Below are 22,328 nucleotides of genomic sequence, written 5' to 3' on the forward strand. Positions count from 1 at the left end.
TTGATTTTCATCAATCGACCTTTTTTGTTTGGTGCCCACGGAGGGACTCGAACCCCCACACCTCGCGGCACATGGACCTGAACCATGCGCGTCTACCAATTCCGCCACGTGGGCCTTTTCGCAGCAGCAATCAATCCGCCGTGCTTGAAAGAGGCTGCATTCTAATGGCATTTTTCTTCGCCGTCACTACCTAATTTCAATTTTTTATCCCTGCTGTTTCCACCCGGCGCAGGTTGCACTGCTGCGACTGCGTGCGCGTCGTCCAAGCCTTCAACACCCCCCCTTCAGCCGGATGCGATTCCGGCGAGACACCCACCTTCCCACGCCCATTTCCCTGCCGGATTTTCAGGCAGGGGTTCTTGCGCAGCCTCAATCCTTCACTAAATAGTTTACACAAGGCAATTCTTTGGCTATATTGCATACGTATGCAAAACAGCTCAAGTCAGCTTTGCATACTCCCTCTCAAAACCACAACATCAACAGGAGACCACCTTGAGGATCCATGCTGCTCTCGGCATGGCTGCGCTTTCGCTCGGCCATTTCGCTACTTTCGTCCAGCCCGTCCAGGCCCATGAAACGTCCAATATCGTCATCTATGGCCTAGTCGATTCCGGGCTGAGCTACTACAGCAACAGCGTCGCGCTCAATGGCGGCCAGATTGCAGCATCCGGTTCGGCGCTGCGGCTGGATAACGGCATCGCGGCCGGCAATCGCGTCGGCTTCTCCGGCAGCGAAGACCTGGGCGGCGGCATGTCGGCGGTCTTCAAGCTGGAAAACGGCTTCGACGCGGCCAAGGGCAGCATGGGGCAGGGCGGTCTGCTGTTCGGACGCCAGTCCTACGTGGGACTGAACACGGCCGCCGGCTTGTGGGCCATCGGACGCCAGTACGACTTCATGTTCGATTACCTCAACCTGATGGGGTATACCAACGCCGGTCACAACAACATCGGCGCCAGCGGACAGGGCCTGGATGGCATGAGCGCCATCGCTGCGACGGCACAGCTGGGCAATCACACCTACGGCGCACGGGTCAACAATGCGCTCAAGTTTTCCAGCAACAGCTTTTCGGGTTTCCGTTTCGGGGCCTTGCTGGGATTGGGTGAGCAGGCCGGTTCGCAGTCGCGTGGCAGCACCGCGCAGGCAGGCCTGAACTACGGACAGGGCAACTTCCTCATCGGCGCTGTGGCGGGCGTCTCCAGCGTGCCGGGCAGCGACAGCCAGTACGCCACCAAGCGGCTGGCCGGCGCGGGTGCCAAGCTGACGCTGGACAAGCTGGCCCTCTACGGTTCCTACACCCAGGTGCATTTCGACGGTCTGGTCAGTTACGCGGCACGCGGGATCAGCTGGAAGGGCGCGCGGGTGGACACGCTCGATATCGGCGCCGATTACCAGTTCACGCCGGTGGTCAACGGCGGTCTGTCCTGGCAGCACCAGACCCGCAACAGCGATCTGGGGGCGGCCGATCAGGTCACGGCTTCGCTTTCCTATTCGCTGTCCAAGCGCACTTCGCTCTATTCCACCGTGGCTTACCAGCATGATCGCGCCTTCGGTGCATTGAACGTGTTCGGCGCCGGCACACCGTCGTCCAATGGGGTGCAGGTGGTCTCGCGCGTGGCCATGCGCACGGCCTTCTGAATGGCCCAGGGGAGGAGTCGAACATGAAACAAGATCGTCGAGGTTTCCTGCTGTCGTCCGCAGCCATGCTGGGGGCAGGCGCAAGTGGCAGCCTGCCGCTGCTGGCACGGGCCCAACCGCAAGCGAACGGGGTGACGCCGGGCAAGCCCTTCAAGGGTGTCGAGCTGAACGTGCTGACCGTGGTGGCGCCGCAGTTCCGCGCCCACGAGGCACGCCTGGCGGCCTTCGAAGAGTTGACCGGCATCCGCGTCAAGTACCAGTACGTGCCCTTCACCAGCATCCGCGACAAGCTCACCGCCGAGATGGTGGCCGAGAACGGCGACTACGATGTGGTCTCCGTCATGGATGTCTGGGCGCCCTCGCTGAAGAACCTGCTGCATCCGCTCAACGACGGCATTCGCGACAAGGGCATCGACATGACGCGCTATCCCGATGCCTACCTGCGCGCCAGCCGCAACGAGTCCGGCTATATCGGCCTGCCCATTCGCGGTCACGTGCAATTGCTGTTCTATCGCAAGGATGTGCTGGCCGATCTCAAGCTGCCCGTCCCCAAGACCTGGGCTGAGGTGGTGAAGGTGTCGCAGGCTATCCAGGCCGGTGCCGGCATGCCGGGCATTGCCATGTACTACGGCAAGAACTCGGGACAGAACCTGATGGTCTGGTTCGATTTCCTGTGGGGACGCGGGGGTGAACTGCTGGATGCGCGCAACCAGCCCGCCTTCCAGTCCCCGGCCGGCATCGCGGCGACCCAGGATTACCTGGACCTGATGTTGAAGCACAAGGTCACGCCGGCCGGTTCGGTCAGCTTCAACGAGACCGATGCCGTCAATTCCATGGCCCAGGGCAAGTGCGCCATGTTGCCCACCTGGTGGTGGCGTTACCAGGGGCTGACGGATGCCAAGTCCTCCACGCTCTCGCCGGAGAAAGTGGGCTTTGCGCCCATGCCAGGCTACCCCGGCGTGGCCACGCCGTCCCACACCAACCTGTGGCTCTACGGTATCGATCGTCATTCGAAGAAGAAGGCAGCAGCCATGGAATTCCTGGCCTGGCTCACCCAGCCTGCCATCGAGAAATCCCTGTTGCTGGACCCGGCCCAGCACGAGATCGTCAGCGTGCAGAACGCCAATCTGGCCGACCCCGCCGTCAATGCGCTCTCGCAGGGCATGCACAAGATGGCCGGCGAAGTCTTGAAGAACGCCCGCGTGCTGCCGCTCATCCCGCAGTGGCCGGTGATCTCCGACATCCTCGATACGGCGATCTCGAAGATGGCGCTGGGCACCGTCCCGGTCAAGGAGGGACTTGACGACGCTGCCAGAAAGGTCCGCAAGCTGGTCTGACCCAGTCTGACCTGGCCTGCCTGTCCTCCACCCGGAGGGCAGGCAGCCCTGCCATGGCGGCCAGGCCGGCCGTCCCAACCTGATTCCAACCCCGTTCCATGAAAAACAATCGTCTGGCGTACTTGCTGATGCTGCCGGCGCTGCTGGTCATCGCCGTCACTACCGTATTCCCCTTGCTGTATTCCCTGGCGCTGTCGTTCCGCAGCTGGAAGCTGTCGTATTCGTCGGCACCCGGCCCCTTCGTCGGCCTGGACAACTATGCCGAGCTGCTGGCCGGTGATTCCGAATTCGTCGCCTCCATTGCGACCACGCTGTCCTTCGTCGGTATCGACGTGCTGGCGACCTGCCTCATTGCGCTGGGTTGCGCCTTGCTGTTGCGTCGCGCCGGCCGCGTGACCTCGGTGGCGCGGGCGCTGCTGATGCTGCCCTTCGTGATGAGCCCGGCGCTGATCGGCATTTCATTGCGCTTCTTCCTCAACCCGGAATACGGCGTCATCGCCGCATCGCTGGGCAAGCTCTTTCCCGGACTGGCCAGCCTGATCTGGCTGGCGCATCCGGCCTGGGCCATGGTGGCGCTGGTGATCAGCGATGTCTGGCACTGGGCGCCCTACATGACGCTGATCCTGCTGGGTGGCCTGGCTTCGGTCCCCAAGGAGACCGAAGAAGCGGCCGCCGTCGATGGCGCCTCGCCCCTGCGCATCTTCGTCGATATCACGCTGCCGCAGCTCAAGCCGGTGGTGGCGGTGGTGATCCTGTTAAAGACCGTGTTCGCACTGAAGGCCTTCGACGCCGTCTTCGCCCTCACCGATGGCGGGCCGGGCAATGCCACCACCACGCTGGCCTACCTGGTCTACCAGATCGGCTTCAAGTACTACGACATGGGCTATGCGGCGGCGGCCGGTTATGTCCTCACGGCGGTGATGCTGGTGCTGGCCGGCTTCTACATGCGCCTCGCTTTCAAGAAAGGAATCTGAATGAGCAAGCCCTGCAACCCCGGCGTCATGACATCGCGGCTGGCGCGGATCGGCGGCTTGATCGGCGTCTACGCCATCATCGGCTGCATCCTGCTGCCCATCCTCTGGATCGTGCTGACGTCCTTCAAGACCCCGCGCGATGTCTACACCCTGCAGCTCTGGTTCAGCCCCACCTGGGACAATTTCAGGACCGTCTTCGCCGCCCCCTGGCATCTCGGCGACAAGCTCGCCAACAGCCTCTGGGTGGCGCTGGGGACGGTGCTGGTGGCGATCCCGCTGGCGGTGGCGGCGGCCTATGCGTTCTCGCGCTTCCGTTTCCCCGGCCGGCAGGCACTGTTCGTGGGCATCGTAGCCTCGCAGTTCATCCCGGCGGCCATCGTGGTGCTGCCTTACTTCCTGATGTTCAAGCAGCTGGGGCTGCTCGACACCCGCAGCGCATTGGTGATCGTCAACCTCTCCATCGTGTTGCCGTATTCGATCTGGATGATCAAGGGCTTCATCGATGCCGTGCCAGTGGATATCGAAGAATCCGCCATGATCGACGGCGCATCGCTGGGCCGCATCATCGCCACCATCGTCGTTCCCACGGCGCTGCCGGGCATCATCACCTCGGCTGTCTTCAGCTTCACGCTGACCTGGAACGAGTTCATCTTCGCCCTCATCACCTCCAAGCAGAACGCGGTCACGCTACCCATCGCCCTGGTGGCGCTCAGGACCGAGCGCGGCGACCTGTGGGAGCTGATGGCGGCGGCCGGCATGATCATCGCGCTGCCCATGTTCCTGCTGTCGATGACGGTGCAAAAACAATTCATCAAGAGCCTGACCCAGGGTTCGGTGCGATAGCGCACCCCCTATCAGCCCAGCCAATATCAAGAATGGAGAAGACAGAATGACCACGCTGCGCCTGCAAGGCATAGACAAGAAATGGGACGGCTTCCATGCCGTCAAGAATCTCGATCTGCAGATCGAGGACCGCGAATTCCTGGTCCTCCTGGGGCCGTCCGGATGCGGCAAGACCACCACCATGCGCATGATCGCCGGGCTGGAAGAGCCGACCTCCGGTGACCTGTATTTCGACGCACAACGCGTCAACGGCATCGCGCCGCGCCTGCGCGACGTTTCCATGGTGTTCCAGAACTACGGGCTCTATCCGCACATGACGGTACGCGACAACATCGCCTATCCGCTCAAGCTGCGCCGCCAGCCGGCGGCCGAGATCGAGGCCGCGGTGCAGCGCGCCGCCGGTCGGGTGGAATTGCAGCACCTGCTGCAGCGCCGGCCGGCTGAACTCAGCGGTGGCCAGCGCCAGCGCGTGGCCCTGGCACGTTCCATCGTGCGCAAGCCACGCGTGTTCCTGATGGACGAGCCCTTGTCCAACCTCGACGCCAAGCTGCGCGGCACCATGCGCGCCGAGCTGCGTCACCTGGCGCGGGAGCTGGAGGTGACCACCGTCTATGTCACCCACGACCAGGTCGAGGCCATGACCCTGGCCACGCGGGTGGCCATCATGAAGGAGGGCGTGCTGCAGCAGATCGATACGCCCGAAAACATCTACAACCGTCCCGCCAACGCCTTCGTGGCCGGCTTCATCGGCTCGCCGGCGATGAACCTGTTGCACGGCGACGGTGACCAGGACCGCTTCCTGGTCGGCGGTGGCCATGTGGTGGCGGTGCAGCCACCGCGCGCGGGCAAGCTGATCCTGGGCGTGCGTCCCGAGGATGTGCAACTGGCCAGGGAACCCGGCACAGCCAACCTGCTGGGCGAGGTCTATGCCTTCGAACTGCTGGGCGACAACACGCTGGTGACGGTCAAGCTGGAGGGCCAGTATTTCGTGGCCAAGCTGGAAAAGGGCGAGCGCGTCAAGGAAGGCGACCCGATCGCCTTCTGCATCCGCCCGGAACGCCTCTACTGGTTCGACGCGGAAAGCGGCGACCGCATCGATCAATGAGGCAAGACCAACGACACAGGATCAAAGACACAGGAACAATGAGATGAGCATCTATCTGACCCAAGAACAAGCCGAGGCACGCCATATCCGGAAGACACAATACGTCTCCTGCGACGAAGCCTTCCTGGATTGCCGCCTGCCGGGCTCCATGCCCAAGGAAAACTATTCCATCATCGGCCCCGGCGTGACGCAAAGCGCCAGCCAGGTGGTGAACCTGAAGGAGCCGCACGGTTTCAACATCGGCGCCGCCGCTATGCCCCATGGCGTGACCAACAACCTGCACATCCACTTCACCAGCGAAGTATTCATCTGCACCCGTGGCGAGTGGTTGCTGCGCTGGGGGCCGCAAGGAGAAGAGGGCGAGTATGTGCTCAAGGCCGGCGATATCGTCTGCCTGCCGACCTGGATCTTCCGCGGCTTTACCAACGTCGGGCCGGATGACGGCTGGCTGTTTTCCTGCCTGGGCGGGGACGACACCGGCGGCGTCATCTGGAGCCCGGACATCATGGGCCAGGCCAACGAGACCGGCCTCTATCTGGCCGAGGACAACCAGCTCATCGACCGCCGCGCCGGCCAGCTCCTGCCCCTGGGTTTGAAGTGGATGGCGCCGTTCCCGGCGGAGGAAGTGGCGCGCCTGCGCAAGGTCTCGCCGGAAGAAATGCGAGGCCGTGTCACCACCGCCGAGGACCGCGCCTTCAGCAGCCACGCGCTGCTTGATGCCTGCCTGCCCGGCCATGCCAGCCAGCTGGCGCCGGTGATCGGCTACGGCATCACCCAGGACCGCAACCAGCGCCCCCGGGTGCAGGACCCGCAGGGCTTCTCCATCGAATGGATGCGCTTGCCACCCGGGCAGGAGGCCGGTCCCTTCCTGATCAGCCAGAAGATGGTGGTCATCTGCATCCGGGGCAGCGTGCGCGTGGCCTTCAATGAAGATGCCTCCAGCGTGGTGGAGCTACAGGAGCAGGACACCCTGTCCATCCCGGGTGAGGTCTGGCGCTGCTTTGCCAATGCCTCCGGCAGCGATGTCGAACTCTTGCTCATCTGCGCCGGTGACGAGCGCAAGCGCCCGCGCTTCACCGAAACCATCCAGGTGGCCGTCGGCGCCCGTGGCGTGGCGCTGGATGCCAGCGACTACCTGTGCCGCACCGAACTGATGCCCAGCACCAGTCACTGGCTCAAGTGATGTCCCTTATCCCGATACGAAAGGAAACCGCATGCGCCCCAACGACTTGAGGAGCAAATCGGAGAACGGCCTGCCACTGGTCAACGCCTGGCTCTCCATTCCCAGCGCCTATGCCGCCGAGGTGGCGGCAGCCCAGGGCTTTGATTCGGTCACGGTCGATCTGCAGCATGGCATGATGGACTTCGCGCAGGCGGTCGCCATGCTGCAGGCCATCAGCACCACCCAAGCGGTGCCCCTGGTGCGCAGTAGCAGCGCCGAGCCCAGCCACTTGATGCGCCTGCTGGACGCCGGTGCCTACGGCGTCATCTGCCCGCAGGTCGATACCCCGGAGATCGCGCGCCAGTTCGTGGCGGCGTGCCGTTACCCGCCCATGGGCAATCGTTCCTTCGGGCCGGCCCGGGGTCTCCTGTATGGCGGCCCGGATTATTTCGACCACGCCAATCACACCGTGCTGACGCTGGCCATGATCGAATCGGTGGAGGGCATGCGCAACATGGAAAGCATCATGGAGACCGATGGGCTCGATGGCATCTATGTCGGCCCCAATGACCTCGCGCTGTCGCTGGGCGAGCGACCGGGCGCTGCCTTCGCGCCCCGGGTGGAGGAGGCCATCGCTGCCATCCTGGAAGCGGCACGCCAACGCAATCTGATGACCGGTATTTTCTGCGCCGATGGCGACAGCGCGCAGGCGCGGCTGCAGCAGGGCTTCTCGCTGGTCACCCCGGGCAATGACGTGGGTAGCCTGGGCAGCGAATTGCGACGGCGTCTGGAACGCAGTCGCGGTGGACGCAGTCTCTCCGGGCATGCTCCCCAGCCGGCTGCGCGGGAGGGCGGAGGAGCCGGTGGCTATTGAAGCAGGGCACGGCGGCGCGGCGGATGCCTTGCCGCTGGTGCTGCTGCCCGGCACGCTGTGCGACAGCCGCATCTGGCTCGCGCATGTGGCTGCGCTGTCACGACAGCGCGAGGTCATCGTGCCGCAGATCGGGCTGGAAGTCAGCTTGAGCGGCGAAGCCAGCCGTTTGCTGGCAATGCTGCCCCGGCGTTTCGCGCTCGGCGGTTTTTCGCTGGGTGCGATCCTGGCCTTCGAACTGGTGCGCCAGGCCAGGCAACGGGTGGCTGGGCTGTGCATCGTGTCGTCCACCGCCCGTGCTGATGCGCCGCGCAACCTGACGCTGCGGCGCCTGCAGCTGGAACGCTTCGAGGCTGGCGATGTGCAGGCACTGATGGAGCAGGAGATGTTGCCCGGCTATTTCCATCCGGGTGCTGATGCCGAGAGTCGGCAGCGCTGGAACGAACTGGTGCTGACCATGGCGCGGCAGACGCCGGCGGCGGTCTTCCGCAACCAGGTCCGCTATGCCATCAGCCGGCCCGATTCCATGTCCACCCTGGCTGCCATGCAGGTGCCGGTACAGGTGCAGTGCGGCCAGAACGACCAGCTGTGCCCGCCGCAGCGGCAAGCCGAAATGGTGTTCGTGCGCAGTGGATGTTCGCTGGTCAGGGTCCCGGATTGCGGTCACTTTCTCCCCATCGAGGCAGAGCGTTCCAGTATCATCTCGATGGAAAAATGGCTGGATTGCGTATGCAACGGGATACCTGAACAGGCGGCATGAACAACCAAGCAAAGAAAATCGACAGCGCGGCCGACGGTGGCAAGAAGCCCGACATCGCCCGCGCTGCGCCCACCTCCAAGGACGTGGCCAGGCTGGCGGGGGTCTCGCAGTCGGCCGTCTCGCGGGTCTTCACGCCGGGCGCATCGGTCTCGGACGCCACGCGCGAGCGGGTGCAGGCCGCGGCCCGTCAACTGGGCTACAAGCCCAACGCCTTTGCGCGCGGCCTGATCACCCGTCACTCGCGCCTGATCGGCCTGGTCTTCCCGCAGCAGGCCACGCCGATCTATTCACTGGCGCTGGCGGAGTTTTGCCAGCGACTGCACCAGGCCGGCTACCAGACCCTGATCGTCACGGCCGAGAATTTCAGCAATGCCGATGAAGCCGTGCGCACCTTCTTCGATTACCAGATCGAAGGCCTGGTGGTGGCCTCCGCGACCTTGTCTTCCAGCCTCGCACGCGAATGCGCGGAGCAGGGGCTGCCGGTGATCCAGTTCGCCCGCCGCGAACGCGATCCCAGCATCAGCGCGGTGCTGAGCGACAACCAGCATGGCGGCAAGCTGGCCGCCAGCACGCTGGTCGCCGCCGCTTGCACCTCGCTGGCCTACATCGCCGGCAACCCGGGTACCTCCACCAATGAAGAACGCTTCCGAGGATTTGCCGCCCATCTGAAGAAAACGCAGGTGCAGGTGCCGCTGGTGATCGACGCCGCATTTTCCTACCAGGACGGCTGCGCCGCCGCGCATCGCCTGATGCAGGAAGCACCGCGCACCGATGGCGTCTTCTGCGCCAGCGACATGATTGCCCTGGGCTTCATGGATACCTTGCGCTGCGCCTATCGGGTGCGCATTCCTGAAGATATCTCGGTCATTGGCTTCGACGATGCGCCGGAGGCAAGCTGGGCTTCCTATCAACTGACCACCATCCGCCAGGATATTCCGCGACTGGTGCAGGAAACCTGCGACCTGTTGATGGCGCAGATGGAGCAGGGTGGTGGTGCGCCGGTGATTCGCGAACTTGCGGTGGAACTGGTGATGCGGGGGACGGTGCGGGCGGGCAGGGCATAGAAGGAATTGGCTAGGGCGCAGGCGCTTTGCTCGTGGTCCCCAAAACGCAAAAGGCCGATTGATTTTCATCAATCGACCTTTTATGTTTTGGTGCCCACGGAGGGACTCGAACCCCCACACCTCGCGGCACATGGACCTGAACCATGCGCGTCTACCAATTCCGCCACGTGGGCCTTCTGGCATCAGCGGTAAGCTGCTGTGCTTGAAAGAGGCTGCATATTAAGGCCTATCAGGAAGGTGGTCAACACTTAATTGAAAAATCTTTTATTATTTTTCGCCTGCCTGTCTCCACCTGCAACAGGTCCCGAAAAACTAAGAAAAACGGCGACCCTCGGGCCGCCGTTTTGAAGTGCCGTATCAGAGGCCGATGAAGCTCATCCGCCAAGGTAGGCTTCCACCACCTTGGGATTGCCCAGCAGGTTGGCGCCGCTGTCCTGCAGCACGATCTTGCCGGTCTCCAGCACATATCCGCGCTGCGCGATGCGCAGTGCCTGGCGTACGTTCTGCTCCACCAGCAGGACCGTCATGCCGGTCTTGTTGATCTCCTGCACGATGCGGAAGATTTCCTGGATGATCAGCGGTGCCAGGCCCATCGAGGGTTCGTCCAGCAGCAGCACCTTGGGTTTGGCCATCAGGGCGCGGCCGATCGCCAGCATCTGCTGCTCGCCGCCGGAGAGATTGCCGGCCAGGCCGGCGGCGCGGTTCTTCAGCACCGGGAAGAGCGAGTACACCCACTCCAGGTCACGGGCCACGCCGTCCTTGTCGCGACGGGTATAGGCGCCCAAGGACAGGTTCTCTTCTACGGTCAGCGTGGTCAGGGTGGCACGGCCCTCAGCCACCTGCACCACGCCGGATTCGACGATGCGGTGCGGCGACATCTGCAGCAGGTCCTGGCCATTGAGGAGCACGCGGCCGCGCTGCGCCTTCACCAGACCCGAGATGGCCAGCAGCGAGGTGCTCTTGCCGGCGCCATTGGCACCGACCAGGGCAGTGATCTCGCCTTCGTTGAGCGACAGGCTGATGCCCTTGACGGCTTCGATGTGGCCATAGGCCACGGCCAGGTCTTCCACCTGGAGGATGGGTTGCTTGTTACCGCTGGCGCTCATGCTTCTTCCTTGCCGAGATAGGCCTCGATCACTTCCTGGTTGTTCTTGATCTGGTCCGGGGTGCCTTCGGCGATGATCTTGCCGAAGTTGAGCACGGCAATGCGTTCGCACAGGCCCATGACGAAGCGCATGTCGTGCTCGATCATGAAGATGGTGAAACCGCGTTGCTTGATGTTGACGATCTCGCTCATCAACTCGGTCTTCTCGGCCGGATTCATGCCGGCCACCGGTTCGTCCAGCAGCAACAGCTTTGGCTTGGTGGCCAGCGCCCGGGCGAACTCCAGCTTGCGCTGCTCGCCATAGGACAGACTATCGGCCAGCATGTGCGCCTTGTGGTCCAGGCGCACCCAGGACAGCAGTTCCAGCGCACGTTCACGGGCTTCCTTCTCTGCTTTGCGGAAACCGCCCAGGTTGAACAGCATGCTGGCCACGCCATAGTTCAGGTGCTCGTGCATGCCGACCACGACGTTTTCCAGCAGCGTCATTTCCTTGAACACGCGAATGTTCTGGAAGGTGCGGGCGATGCCGCGCTCGGTGATCTTGTGCGGGGCGACGGCGCCGATGTCGTCGTCGTTGAAGCGGATGCTGCCCGATGAGGCGCGCAACAGGCCCGTGATGAGGTTGAAGACGGTGGTCTTGCCGGCGCCGTTGGGGCCGATCAGGCCGAAGATCTCGCCTTCCTTGACGTTAAAGTTCACGCCCTGCAGCACCTGCAGGCCACCGAAGTTCTTGCTGATGTCGTTCAGTTGTAAAAGCATTACTTCACCTTCTTCTCAGCGTTGCGACCCAGGAAGGCGCGGATGCGGCGCGGGTCCCAGATGCCCTTGGGCAGATACAGCACCACCAGGATCAGGATCAGGCCGTTGATGGCCAGGCGGAAGTCCTTGAAGTGACGCAGCACTTCCGGCAGCAGCGACAGGATGGTCGAACCGATCATCGGGCCGATCAGGTTGCTGGTGCCACCGAAGACGGCCATGGTCAGGATGTCCACCGCATTCTCGAAGCCATAGTTGTTGGGGCCGATGGTGAAGGTGTAGTGGGCGTTCAGGCCACCGGCTACGCCGGCGATGGCGGCACCGATGACGAAGGCCAAGAGCTTGTAGCCGGCCACGTTCACGCCCATCAGGCGGGCCGCCACTTCATCTTCCTTGATGGCCTCGAAGGCACGCCCGGTCTTGGAGCGGCGCAGGCGCGCCAGCGCGTAGATGGTCACGCCCAGGATCAGCACGATATGCCACCACTCGGTGATGGGCGGCACACCGTTCAAGCCCATGGGGCCGCCGGTGATGTCCAGGTTCAGCACGATCACGCGCACCACCTCGCCAAAGCCCAGCGTGGCCATGGCCAGGTAGACGCCGGACAGGCGCAGCGTGGGGATGCCGATCACCAGCGCCACCAGCGAGGGCAGCACGCCGCCTGCGGCCAGGGCGATGGGGAAGGGCAGGTCGAACTGCATCGTCAACAGCGACGCGGTGTAGGCGCCGATGCCCATGAAGGCGGCATTGGCCAGCGACAGCAGGCCGCAGGACAGGGTGACGTAGATCGAGAGTGCCAGCATGGCGTTGACGCCGATGCTGAAAATGACGGTGTTGTAGGTGGCCCAGAAGCCATCCCACCATTCCATGAAGCCCATCTTATGCCTTCCTTTCCAGCACTTTGCCAAACATGCCGGAGGGTTTTACCAGCAGGATCAGGAACAGGAGGCCGAAGGCCACCGCGTCGCGGAAGTCGCTCGAAATATAGGCGACCGTCAGCACCTCGGCAAAGCCCAGGAACAGGCCACCGATCATGGCGCCGCGGATATCGCCCATGCCGCCCAGGATGATGACGGCGATGCCCTTGTGCAGCATCGGCTGGCCCATGAAGGGGGAGATGGCGTTGAAGGACACCCCCACCAGCACGCCGGCAGCACCGCCCAGGGCGGCGGCGGCAAACGAGGTCAGCAGGAACAGGCCTTCGACGTTGATGCCCAGCAGGTAGGCCGCCTTGGGCGACTCGGCGATGGCGCGCAGCGCCCGGCCCAGCTGCGTCTTGCGCATCACGCCCAGCAGCACCACCATCAGCACGAAGGCAATGACGATGATGGCCACTTGCACGGCGGTGATGTGCAGGTTGCCCAGGCTGACGCTCTCTTCAGGGATGGTGCCCTGGGGGAAGCGCTTGTTCTCGGCGCCGAACAGGCCCTGCGAGATGTTGGTGATCATGATGGCCACGCCGATGGTGGCGATCATGGGGGTCAGGTGGGGCGCATTGCGGCGGCGCAAGGGCTTCAGGACCAGCACGTCGATGATGAGACCCAGCAGGCCCGTGGCCACCATGGCCAGCAGCAGGGCCACCCACAGGGGCAGTGCCATCTGCTCGACCAACAGCAGGGCGGCATAGCTGCCCAGCATGAAGATCGCGCCGTGCGAAAGATTGATCACGCCCAGTACGCCGAAGACCAGCGTGAAGCCGAGCGCGAAGAGCGCATACACGCTGCCCAGCGAAAGGGCATTGATGAGCTGTTGTTCTAACATTGGAACCTGCGATAGGTGATGGGGCGCGGCGCTCGCTGCCTGCACTGCATGCATGCATGGCGCGGACGAAGTCCCTCGTTACGTCGTATTGCCGGAATCAGCGGCCTGTCATCCCGACTGGCTGCCTGTGGTTCCCCGTTCCGGCCTGGCAGTGTCTTGCGCATCCCGCGCCAGGATCGCCGCAGGGGCAAGGCAATGCCCCTGCGGCGGAACTGCGGGAGAGTATCGTTGCGGCTGCCGGCATACCGGCAGCCTTGCTTCAAGGTATCGCGTGCTTACTTCAGCAGCACGAACTTGCCGCCCTTGGCGATGTTGACGATGGCTTCCTGGTCCGCATCGAAGCCGACCTGCTTGCCGGCCACGGCCGGGGCTGCGCGGAAGGCGAACTTGCCGGTGGCGCCATCGATCTTCACGGCCGGCAGCGCGGCGCGCAGGGCGTCACGATCCTTGGCCAGGTTGCCCGACAGCTTCACGTTCTTCAGGGCATCGGCCACGATGTACATGGCGTCATAGGCTTGCGCAGCGAACTGGTCAGGATCGGAACCGAACTTGGCCTTGTAGGCCGCGATGAAGGCCTTGTTGGCCGGAGTCTGGTTCTCGGCCGACCACGGGCTACCCATCAGGGTGTTGTCGCCGGCATCCTTGGCGATCTCGAACAGCTTCGGCGAGTTCAGGCCATTGCCGCCGATGAAGGGCTGCTTCATGCCCAGGGCGCGGGTCTGCAGGATGATGTTGGCTGCTTCTTCGGCCAGGCAGGAGCAGACGATGGCGTCCGGGTTGCCGGCCTTGATCTTGGTCAGCTGGGCCTTGAAGTCGACGTCACCCTTGGCATAGGCCTCGGTGGTGGTGACGGGGATCTTCTGCTGTTCCAGGGTGGCCTTGAAGACGTCGTAGCCGGACTTGGTGAAGGCGTCGTCGTTACCGTAGATCACGGCGACCTTCTTGATGCCGAAGTGCTTCACGGCGGCCTTCACGGTCACGGGCAGCACGTCGGCTTCCATGACGGAGTTGCGGAAGGTGAAGGGGCCCATGGCCGTGATGCCGTCAGCGGTGTTGCTGGTACCGAAGACCACCACCTTGGAGGCGTTGGCGATCGGGTCGGCAGCGAAGGCCGAGTTGGACAGGGTGGGGCCGAACACCGCCAGCACCTTGTCCTGGAAGATCAGTTTCTTGAAGACGTTGATGGCTTCTTCCTTCTTGCCTTGTTCGTCTTCGATCACCAGGGCCAGCTTGTCGCCGTTGACGCCGCCCTTGGCGTTGATTTCTTCGGAAGCCAGGGTGAAGCCGTTCTTGATGGCCACGCCGTACTTGGCGGCCGGGCCGGTCAGGGCTTCAGCGACGCCCAGCTTGATGTCGGCGGCCAGTGCGGCCGAAGACAGAGTGGCACCGATCAGCAGGGCCGGAATGGTCTTGAGCATGGTATTGAATTGCATCGAGTTCTCTCCTCAGTTAGATATTGTAGAAACCGTCCCCGTCAGGCAGCGCAGACCAGCGCCACGTCACAAGGCGATTCCTTCATCGAGGATGATGCAAAAGACGCCCGGGATGGCCGGGACTTGTGCTCCATCCTCTGAAGACCGTTTTGCGGCCTCTTTCGATACAGCCGGCACAGCATACCCGAAAAAGCAGGCTGCGCCAGCAATTACAACCCGCCGCCACGCACCCGGGTAGGGTGCGCCGCAGCGGCATGCGAAACCGTCCGGCCAGCGGACGGGGTGGTGCTGTTGCCTGGTGCCGTGGCGAAATCCATCTATTCCCGTTCGGACTGAGTAGGCCCGTCAGGGCCGTATCGAAGGCGCAGCAATGGCGCGCCTTCGATACGCGGCTACGCCGCTACTCAGTCCGAACGGGTATTGAAAGGAAAACGGGTTCGCCACCTGTGTTTAGTTCAGTTCCTTGCGGATATGGGCGATGGCCGCGCGCACCTGGTTGGGTGCGGTGCCGCCGATATGGTCGCGTGCGGCCACCGAGCCCTCCAGCGTGAGGACCGCGAAGACGTCTTCGCCGATCAGCTCCGAGAAGGCGCGCAGTTCGTCCAGCGACAGGTCGGCCAGGTCACAACCCTTGTCCACGCAGGTACGCACGGCGTGGGCGACGGCTTCGTGGGCGTCGCGGAAGGGCAGGCCCTTCTTGACCAGGTAGTCGGCCAGGTCGGTGGCGGTGGCGTAGCCCTGCAGGGCGGCGGCGCGCATGGCATCGGGCTTGACGCTGATGCCGCGGGCCATGTCGGCGAAGATGCGCAGGGTGTCGGTGAGCGTGTCGACGGTGTCGAACAGCGGTTCCTTGTCTTCCTGGTTGTCCTTGTTGTAGGCCAGGGGCTGGCCCTTCATCAGGGTCAGCAGGGCGATCAGGTGGCCGTTGACGCGACCGGTCTTGCCGCGTGCCAGTTCGGGAACGTCCGGGTTCTTCTTCTGCGGCATGATCGAGGAGCCGGTGCAGAAGCGGTCGGCGATGTCGATGAAGCCCACGCGCGGGCTCATCCAGATCACCAGCTCTTCGGACATGCGCGAGATGTGGGTCATCACCAGCGCGGCGGCGGCGCAGAATTCGATGGCGAAGTCACGGTCCGAGACGGCATCCAGCGAGTTGCGGCAGACGTCGTCGAAGCCCAGGGTCTTGGCCACGCGCAGGCGGTCGATCGGGAAGGTGGTGCCGGCCAGGGCGGCGGCGCCCAGCGGCAGGCGGTTGATGCGCTTGCGGGCATCCAGCATGCGCTCGGCATCGCGGCCGAACATCTCGACATAGGCCAGCACGTGGTGGCCGAAGGTGATCGGTTGCGCGACCTGCATGTGGGTGAAGCCCGGCAGGATCACGTCGGCGTGTTGCTCGGCCAGGTCCAGCAGGGCCAGGCGCAGTTCGCGCAGCAGGCCCACGATGTCGTCCACAGCGCCGCGCATGTAGAGGCGGATGTCGGTGGCGACCTGGTCATTGCGCGAGCGGCCGGTATGCAGACGCTTGCCGGCATCGCCGACCAGCTCGGTCAGGCGCTTTTCGATATTCAGGTGGACGTCTTCCAGGTCCAGCAGCCATTCGAACTTGCCGGCGTCGATCTCGCCCTTGATCTGGGCCATGCCGCGCTGGATTTCGGCGTGGTCGGCCGCGCTGATGATGCCCTGGTGGGCCAGCATCTCGGCGTGCGCCAGCGAGCCCTGGATATCGACCTGGGCCAGGCGGTTGTCGAAGAACACCGATGCGGTATAGCGCTTGACGAGATCGGAGACGGGTTCAGAAAAGCGAGCCGACCAGGCTTCGCCCTTTTTAGCAAATTGGTCTGTCATATTGGGAATTCCGGAGAATGGGCGATTATAGCAAGCACAACTGCGCCAGGCCACGCCAATGCAGCCGGAAATGCTGCGGGGCGCGGATTTTTCGCATTTGCCAGCGGTCAGCCTGCACGCTTTTTTCGTCCCTTCTCGCCCGATGGTGTTGGAGAGCTTCCGTTGGCCTCGATGAAATGTGATTATTTCCACATGGCATCATTTTTGCTTGTTGTTTTTGCGCAAGTCTTCCTGCAGCGCAAAAAACCCTTGTACTGATGACAAAAGCTAAGGCTATACTCGATTGGCGATGACTGATCCGGGGAGCGGGAATCCCGGTGAGGAAAGGGCTACCTCTTCCGGCCAGGCCGGCATGAACCGATGCAAAATCGGGACGACGGCGGGTCGCAGTTGCCACGGGGGTGGTCCTGTTAGCGCTCATGAGCAAGATGTTTGGGGGTCGTCTTACAGGAGAGAAGCATGAATCTGGAAGCACTGTTTCAGCAGCAAACTGCATTGCCGAGCATTCCCAAGGTAGTGCAGGAAGTCATCGAAAGTTTCAACAACGAGTCAGTCTCGATCGAAGAGATCGCCAAGAAACTGGCCGCCGACCAAGTCCTCAGCGCCAAGATCCTGCGCCTGGCCAATTCCTCCTATTACCACGTCTCGCGCACCATCGGCACGGTGGAGGACGCGGTCCTGATGCTGGGTTTCATGACCGTGCGTACGCTGGTGGTCAGCACCGGCATGGCGGGCAGCTTCAAGAAGCTGCCGGGCGTGGACCTGAAGCTGTTCTGGCGTTACAGCCTGGATACGGCCGTGGTGTCCAAGTGGCTGGCCAAGCAGGCCAAGCTCAATTCCGATTTCGCCTTCACCGTGGGTCTGATGCATGCCATCGGCCAGCTGGTGATGCATGCGGCCATGCCGGAACAGGCGCTGCAGGTGGACAAGGTGGCCGGCCCCCTGGACGCCCGTCGCCTGGATGTGGAACGCAAGTCCTTCGGTTACGACTTTGCCGACGTGGGCGCCGAACTGGCCCGCCGCTGGCGCTTCCCGGACGAGTTCAGCCAGGTCATCAAGGCTTTCCCGCAGCCGCTGGAAGGCAAGTACGATCCTTTCGCCGCCATCGTCCACCTGGCCACCTGGCGTGCCCGGGCCGAAGAAAACAAATACTCCGCCGATGAAATGGAATCGACCTTCCCCAGCGAGGTGGCCGCCAAGCTGGGCCTGACGCTGGCGACCTTCACCGAAGAGATGCCGCCGCTGCCGGAGCTGAGCGAGGGCATGCAGGAACTGGTGGCCTGATCGCCTTTTGCCTGCCTTTTGCCTGCTTCTGGCAGGCTGCAAATGACAAATGCCGGCACCCGCAAGGGGCCGGCATTTTGTCTTGGTGCTTCCGCAGTACGGTCAGTGTGGTCGCTGCGCTCAGTAGTTCAGCTTGGCGTCCAGGAAGTTGAGCATCGAGCGGTAGGCCTGGCTGCGCGCATCCGGGTTGCCGCCGCTGGTGACACCCTCGCCGCGCTTGCCCACGCCGGCCACGTCCATGCGCACATGCACCGGCAGGCCGGGCGCGTCGAAGTCGTGGTAGGTGTCGGGGTAGAGGCGCAGGGCGATTTCAGTATCGCTGCCCTGCATCTTCTGTTCGATCGCTTCGCAGGCCTGGGGTGGGGTCCAGTCGTCGTTTTCGCCCATCAGGATCAACAACGGCGCGGCCGGCTTGAAGGCTTCGCCGGTCTTGGCATAGGGGCGGCAGTCGGGATAGAAGGCCACCGCCGCGCGCGGCTGGATCTTGCGCACGGCCACATCGGTTTCCGCCAGGTTGATCGAGGCCAGCAGGGTCGAGGCGCCGTGCGACCAGCCCAGCAGGGCCACGCGCTTGACGTCCACATCCGGCTGGGAGGTGACCCAGTGCATGGCCGCCTGCACATCGAAGCGTCGGTTCATGGCACTGATCTCGCGCTGGGCCACGGTGTCCTGGCAGGTGGAACGGCGGCCACGCGGGGTAAAGCTGTCCGGGAACAGGACGTTGTAGCCGGCGTCGGTCAGCACTCGCGCCATGGCCAGGTGGCGTGGCGTGAATTCGCCCTTGCCATCACGCACCATGCTGTAGAGGCCGCCGCAACCATGCAGGGCGATCACGGTGGGATAAGGTCCCTTGCTGTTGAGCGACTTGCGCGCCTTGATCCACACGCCATAGAGCGCGGTCGCCTTGCCACCCTTGCTGTCCACGCTGGTCAGCGAGACACGGCGGGCTTCCAGTGGCGGCGGTGCTGCCGCAGTGGGCGCAGCCTGCACGCGTGCGCCGATCAGGGCCAGCGTTGCTGCAATGCAGAACGCGGCTACCGGTTTTCCCCAGTGTTGCATAGTGTGTGATTCCCCGTATCGATGCCGCACCGTCTGTTTCCAGGCCCGCCCCATGGCCCGGGAAAATGGTCTCTGAAGCAATATCCTTCAGGGTTTGCGACGGTGACGTGTTCTAAATTCGTTCAGCCTTTATTTTACAAAAGTGAAGAGCTCGTCGGCGTGGCAAATCGGTTTTTTGCGCTGCAAAAACCTGATCCTGCACAAACCTCGGGCGCGGCTGTCCATCCTTCGCAACAGCTTGCCGTCTTGCCAAATGTCACTTCATCCATCTGTTATCGGCATGTAAAGCCTGAACTTGAGACGGGGCGTCTCCCGGCGATGATCGCTCTTCTCATGGCAGGGCGAAAAAAAAGCTGCCCGGTCATCCCGGGCAGCTTGCGGTGAAACATCTGATGCAGCGACGCTCAACCGGTATTGCGCAAGCCGGCGGCCACCCCGTTGATGGTGAGGTGGATGCCGCGCTGCACGCGTTCTTCCGGCGTGCGCTTGGCCGCTGCGGTGGCGCGGTGGCGCTTGATCAGTTCGACCTGCAGGTGGTTCAGCGGGTCGAGGTAGGCGAAGCGGTTCTTGATCGAGCGTGCCAGCAGCGGGTTGGCGGCCAGCCGTTCCTTGCTGCCGGTGATGGTGGAGAGTACGGCGCTGGTGCGTTCATGTTCGTCGGTGATACGGCCGAAGATGGTGTTGCGCAGCTTGCGGTCGGCCACCAGCCCGGCGTAGCGCGAGGCCACGGCGAGGTCGGTCTTGGACAGCACCATGTCCATGTTCGACAGCAGGGCGGCGAAGAATGGCCATTCCTTGCACATGGCGCGCAGGGTCGCCAGGCGCCTGGACGTCTCCTTGGCGTTGCCGGCCTCGCCCAGCCAGCCCGAGACCGCGCTGCCAAAGCCATACCAGCCCGGCAGCAGCAGGCGGCACTGGCCCCACGAGAAGCCCCAGGGAATGGCGCGCAGGTCTTCGATGCGCTGGCTGGCCTTGCGTGAGGCCGGGCGCGAGCCGATGTTCAGTTGCGCGATTTCGGCGATCGGCGTGGCGGCAAAGAAGTAGTCGGTGAAGCCCGGGGTTTCATAGACCAGGTTGCGGTAGGCCTGATAGGCGCGTTCCGACAATTCCTCCATCACCCGCTCGAACTCGGCCAGCTTCCTGGCTTCCTTGCTGTCGGTGTTGGTCGGCATCAGGCTGGCCTCCAGGGTGGCGGCAACCAGCAGTTCCAGGTTGCGGCGACCGATCTCCGGGTTGGAGAACTTGGAGGCGATGATCTCGCCCTGTTCGGTCAGGCGGATCTGGCCGTTTACGGTACCCGGCGGCTGCGCCAGGATGGCCTGATAGCTGGGGCCGCCGCCACGGCCGACGGTGCCGCCGCGACCATGGAACAGGCGCAGCTTGACGCCGGCCTCGTTGAACAGCTCCACCAGCTGGTTCTCGGCCTTGTAGAGCTCCCAGTTGGAGGTCAGGAAACCACCGTCCTTGTTGGAGTCCGAGTAGCCCAGCATCACTTCCTGCAGCTTGCCGTGCTTGGCGATGAGGCCCTTGACCTGGGGTTGGGTCAGCCAGCCGCGCATGATCTCGGCGGCGCAGCGCAGGTCGGGGATGGTCTCGAACAGCGGGATCACCATCAGCTCCAGCGCCTGCAACTGGTTGCCTTCGATATGCAGCAGGCCGGTCTCCTTCTGCAGCAGCAGCACTTCCAGCAGGTCCGACAGGGTCTCGGTATGCGAAATGATGTAGTTGCGGATGGCGCGCTCGCCATAGCGGCGGCGGATCTCGCGGGCCGCGCGCAGGATGGTCAGTTCGGAGTCGGTCTCGTCGGCATACTGCACGTAGGGCGAGTACAGCAGTCGTGGTCGCGACAGTTCACCCAGCAGCAGCGCGATCTTGCGCTCTTCGCTCAGGGCCGCGTAATCGGCCTCGACCTGGGCCTTGGCGAACAGGTCGGCCAGCACGCGTTCGTGTACGTCCGAGCTCTGGCGCATGTCCAGCGTGGCCAGGTGGAAGCCGAAGATTTCCACGGCGCGCTTGAGGCCGGCCAGACGCGGCTTGACCAGTGCGGCGCCGTGATGGGCCTGCAGCGACGTCACCAGCACATCCAGTTCGGCCACGCAGTCGGCCGGGTTGGCGTAGGGGGCGGCACTGCCGATTTCCTGGCGCAGGATGTTGACCACGCCCAGCGAGCGGGCGGTGGCGGCCAGGCGCGCATAGATGCCGATCAGGGCGCGCCGGTAGGGCTCGTCGGCGCGATGTTCGGAGTGATCCGGCGAGGTATCGGCCAGGGCCAGCAGTTCCGGGCTGGCATCGACCATCAGGGTCGAGATGGACAGCTCGGCACCCAGTGTGTGCACTTCATCGAGGTAGTAATCGAAGATGGTGGTGGACTGGCGCTTGAGGGCATGCTGCATGGTGGCGGCATTGACGTTGGGATTGCCGTCGCGGTCGCCACCGATCCAGCTACCCATCTGCAGGTAGGGCGGCAGCTCGGCCACGCGCGCCTTGGCACGCGAGGGGAACTGGCTGTCGATCTCGGCTTCGATGTCGTCGTACAGCGCCGGCAGCTCGCGCAGGAAGGTGATGCGGTAGTAGGAGAGGGCGTTCTCGATCTCGTCGGCCACCGTCAGCTTGGTGTAGCGCAGCATGCGGGTCTGCCACAGGGTGGCGATGCGCGCGCGCAGCAGTTCGGTGTTGTGGCGCAGTTCGCGGGGCGTCAGCGGCAGGTCGCGCTCGGCCACCAGGCGGGCGATTTCGCGCTCGGCGTCGAGGATGGACTTGCGTTGCACTTCGGTCGGGTGGGCGGTCAGCACTGGCGACACCAGCGCTTCCTTGAGGAAGCTGCGCACCTGGGCGCCGGAAACACCGGCGTCATCCAGGCGCGACAGGGCATAGGCCACGCTGCCCGGTTGCGCTTCGGAACCGGCCAGCAGGTGGGCGCGGCGGCGCCGGTTGTGGTGCTGGTCCTCGGCGATGTTGGCCAGGTGCGAGAAGTAGGAGAAGGCGCGCACCACCGAGTTGGTCTGGTCGCGGGTCAGCTTCTTCAGGAGCTTGTCGAGCTCGGCACCGGCTTTGGCATCGGATTCGCGGCGAAAGCGCACGGCGGTCTGGCGGATGGTCTCCACCACCTCGAAGACGTCATCGCCTTCCTGTTCGCGGACCACCTCGCCCAGCAGGCGGCCCAGCAGACGGATGTCTTCCTTGAGCGGAGCATCCTTGTCGGTGCCGCGTGCGGGTTTGCTGGGTGCAATGGCAGGCTTGGCAGTCTTGGCGCCAGCCGGACGGGAGTTGGAAGAAGCGGAGCGGGCACTGCGTGTAGTTGGATTTGTAGTCGCCATGATCAACGGTTGCTGCG

18 protein-coding genes and 2 tRNA genes are annotated in these 22,328 nt (G+C 63.6%); 10 read left to right on the forward strand and 10 right to left on the reverse strand.

Translation table 11 applies throughout. The features are described from left to right. Positions 1–29 precede the first annotated feature (29 nt). Positions 30–114, reverse strand: a tRNA-Leu gene (locus tag HFRIS_RS10565). 378 nt (positions 115–492) lie between these two features. Here HFRIS_RS10565 and HFRIS_RS10570 point away from each other — a divergent pair. The 9 genes from HFRIS_RS10570 (at position 493) to HFRIS_RS10610 (ending at position 9,751) form a co-directional block, all read left to right on the forward strand. Beyond that, positions 493–1,635: a porin gene (locus HFRIS_RS10570; RefSeq protein WP_152486681.1), complete on the forward strand. Its 1,143-nt coding sequence runs from the start codon at positions 493–495 to the stop codon at positions 1,633–1,635. A gap of 23 nt (positions 1,636–1,658) precedes the next feature. Further along, complete coding sequence (locus tag HFRIS_RS10575) at positions 1,659–2,972, forward strand: ABC transporter substrate-binding protein (protein WP_006463324.1); 1,314 nt, start codon at positions 1,659–1,661, stop codon at positions 2,970–2,972. Between the two features lie 98 nt (positions 2,973–3,070). Then, on the forward strand, positions 3,071–3,946 hold the full coding sequence (locus tag HFRIS_RS10580; RefSeq protein ID WP_039875269.1) for a carbohydrate ABC transporter permease: 876 nt from the start codon (positions 3,071–3,073) through the stop codon (positions 3,944–3,946). Continuing rightward, positions 3,947–4,789, forward strand: coding sequence for a carbohydrate ABC transporter permease (locus tag HFRIS_RS10585; RefSeq protein ID WP_006463326.1), 843 nt, complete (start codon positions 3,947–3,949; stop codon positions 4,787–4,789). 46 nt (positions 4,790–4,835) lie between these two features. Beyond that, positions 4,836–5,894, forward strand: coding sequence for an ABC transporter ATP-binding protein (locus HFRIS_RS10590; protein WP_006463327.1), 1,059 nt, complete (start codon positions 4,836–4,838; stop codon positions 5,892–5,894). A gap of 43 nt (positions 5,895–5,937) precedes the next feature. After that, positions 5,938–7,077 (forward strand): cupin domain-containing protein, encoded by a 1,140-nt coding sequence (locus HFRIS_RS10595; protein WP_006463328.1) that lies wholly within the window; start codon positions 5,938–5,940, stop codon positions 7,075–7,077. 31 nt (positions 7,078–7,108) lie between these two features. After that, complete coding sequence (locus HFRIS_RS10600; RefSeq protein ID WP_006463329.1) at positions 7,109–7,930, forward strand: HpcH/HpaI aldolase family protein; 822 nt, start codon at positions 7,109–7,111, stop codon at positions 7,928–7,930. Next, entirely contained in the window at positions 7,920–8,687 is a 768-nt protein-coding gene (locus tag HFRIS_RS10605) for an alpha/beta fold hydrolase (protein ID WP_006463330.1), read from the forward strand. The genes HFRIS_RS10600 and HFRIS_RS10605 overlap by 11 nt, the downstream gene beginning before the upstream one ends. Next, positions 8,684–9,751, forward strand: coding sequence for a LacI family DNA-binding transcriptional regulator (locus HFRIS_RS10610; protein WP_006463331.1), 1,068 nt, complete (start codon positions 8,684–8,686; stop codon positions 9,749–9,751). Before HFRIS_RS10605 ends, HFRIS_RS10610 begins: the two co-directional genes overlap by 4 nt. Positions 9,752–9,839: 88 nt before the next feature. Here the strand turns inward: HFRIS_RS10610 and HFRIS_RS10615 are convergent. The 7 genes from HFRIS_RS10615 to argH all read right to left on the reverse strand — a co-directional run bounded on the left by HFRIS_RS10615 (position 9,840) and on the right by argH (position 16,651). Further along, positions 9,840–9,924 (reverse strand) — tRNA-Leu (locus tag HFRIS_RS10615). Between the two features lie 201 nt (positions 9,925–10,125). Continuing rightward, entirely contained in the window at positions 10,126–10,857 is a 732-nt protein-coding gene (locus HFRIS_RS10620; protein ID WP_006463332.1) for an ABC transporter ATP-binding protein, read from the reverse strand. After that, positions 10,854–11,615, reverse strand: coding sequence for an ABC transporter ATP-binding protein (locus tag HFRIS_RS10625; RefSeq protein WP_006463333.1), 762 nt, complete (start codon positions 11,613–11,615; stop codon positions 10,854–10,856). The genes HFRIS_RS10620 and HFRIS_RS10625 overlap by 4 nt, the downstream gene beginning before the upstream one ends. Continuing rightward, positions 11,615–12,490 (reverse strand): branched-chain amino acid ABC transporter permease, encoded by an 876-nt coding sequence (locus tag HFRIS_RS10630; RefSeq protein ID WP_006463334.1) that lies wholly within the window; start codon positions 12,488–12,490, stop codon positions 11,615–11,617. The genes HFRIS_RS10625 and HFRIS_RS10630 overlap by 1 nt, the downstream gene beginning before the upstream one ends. A gap of 1 nt (position 12,491) precedes the next feature. Next, entirely contained in the window at positions 12,492–13,373 is an 882-nt protein-coding gene (locus tag HFRIS_RS10635) for a branched-chain amino acid ABC transporter permease (protein ID WP_006463335.1), read from the reverse strand. A 275-nt stretch (positions 13,374–13,648) separates the two neighbouring features. Beyond that, the gene (locus tag HFRIS_RS10640) at positions 13,649–14,806 is read right to left on the reverse strand and encodes an ABC transporter substrate-binding protein (protein WP_006463336.1); all 1,158 of its coding nucleotides are present in this window, start codon (positions 14,804–14,806) and stop codon (positions 13,649–13,651) included. A gap of 450 nt (positions 14,807–15,256) precedes the next feature. Then, positions 15,257–16,651, reverse strand: coding sequence for an argininosuccinate lyase (argH, locus tag HFRIS_RS10645; protein ID WP_006463337.1), 1,395 nt, complete (start codon positions 16,649–16,651; stop codon positions 15,257–15,259). 459 nt (positions 16,652–17,110) lie between these two features. On the opposite strand from argH, the gene HFRIS_RS10650 reads away from it, so the two are divergent. Beyond that, a complete protein-coding gene (locus HFRIS_RS10650) occupies positions 17,111–17,935 on the forward strand; it encodes an HDOD domain-containing protein (protein WP_006463338.1) in 825 nt (274 codons plus the stop codon). Positions 17,936–18,055: 120 nt separating this feature from the next. Here the strand turns inward: HFRIS_RS10650 and HFRIS_RS10655 are convergent, their stop codons facing one another. Then, on the reverse strand, positions 18,056–18,994 hold the full coding sequence (locus tag HFRIS_RS10655; RefSeq protein ID WP_006463339.1) for a dienelactone hydrolase family protein: 939 nt from the start codon (positions 18,992–18,994) through the stop codon (positions 18,056–18,058). Between the two features lie 404 nt (positions 18,995–19,398). Further along, complete coding sequence (gene ppc, locus HFRIS_RS10660) at positions 19,399–22,311, reverse strand: phosphoenolpyruvate carboxylase (protein ID WP_006463340.1); 2,913 nt, start codon at positions 22,309–22,311, stop codon at positions 19,399–19,401. Positions 22,312–22,328: the final 17 nt, after the last annotated feature.

The sequence above is a fragment of the Herbaspirillum frisingense GSF30 genome (genome assembly GCF_000300975.2).
In the GTDB taxonomy this organism is placed as follows: domain Bacteria; phylum Pseudomonadota; class Gammaproteobacteria; order Burkholderiales; family Burkholderiaceae_D; genus Herbaspirillum; species Herbaspirillum frisingense.

Coding starts and splice junctions, on each gene's coding strand:
- HFRIS_RS10575 (WP_006463324.1), top strand. CDS start 1,659: ATGAAACAAGATCGTCGAGGTTTCCTGCTGTCGTCCGCAGCCATGCTG.
- HFRIS_RS10580 (WP_039875269.1), top strand. CDS start 3,071: ATGAAAAACAATCGTCTGGCGTACTTGCTGATGCTGCCGGCGCTGCTG.
- HFRIS_RS10585 (WP_006463326.1), top strand. CDS start 3,947: ATGAGCAAGCCCTGCAACCCCGGCGTCATGACATCGCGGCTGGCGCGG.
- HFRIS_RS10590 (WP_006463327.1), top strand. CDS start 4,836: ATGACCACGCTGCGCCTGCAAGGCATAGACAAGAAATGGGACGGCTTC.
- HFRIS_RS10595 (WP_006463328.1), top strand. CDS start 5,938: ATGAGCATCTATCTGACCCAAGAACAAGCCGAGGCACGCCATATCCGG.
- HFRIS_RS10600 (WP_006463329.1), top strand. CDS start 7,109: ATGCGCCCCAACGACTTGAGGAGCAAATCGGAGAACGGCCTGCCACTG.
- HFRIS_RS10610 (WP_006463331.1), top strand. CDS start 8,684: ATGAACAACCAAGCAAAGAAAATCGACAGCGCGGCCGACGGTGGCAAG.
- HFRIS_RS10620 (WP_006463332.1), bottom strand. CDS start 10,857: ATGAGCGCCAGCGGTAACAAGCAACCCATCCTCCAGGTGGAAGACCTG.
- HFRIS_RS10625 (WP_006463333.1), bottom strand. CDS start 11,615: ATGCTTTTACAACTGAACGACATCAGCAAGAACTTCGGTGGCCTGCAG.
- HFRIS_RS10630 (WP_006463334.1), bottom strand. CDS start 12,490: ATGGGCTTCATGGAATGGTGGGATGGCTTCTGGGCCACCTACAACACC.
- HFRIS_RS10635 (WP_006463335.1), bottom strand. CDS start 13,373: ATGTTAGAACAACAGCTCATCAATGCCCTTTCGCTGGGCAGCGTGTAT.
- HFRIS_RS10640 (WP_006463336.1), bottom strand. CDS start 14,806: ATGCAATTCAATACCATGCTCAAGACCATTCCGGCCCTGCTGATCGGT.
- argH (WP_006463337.1), bottom strand. CDS start 16,651: ATGACAGACCAATTTGCTAAAAAGGGCGAAGCCTGGTCGGCTCGCTTT.
- HFRIS_RS10650 (WP_006463338.1), top strand. CDS start 17,111: ATGAATCTGGAAGCACTGTTTCAGCAGCAAACTGCATTGCCGAGCATT.
- HFRIS_RS10655 (WP_006463339.1), bottom strand. CDS start 18,994: ATGCAACACTGGGGAAAACCGGTAGCCGCGTTCTGCATTGCAGCAACG.
- ppc (WP_006463340.1), bottom strand. CDS start 22,311: ATGGCGACTACAAATCCAACTACACGCAGTGCCCGCTCCGCTTCTTCC.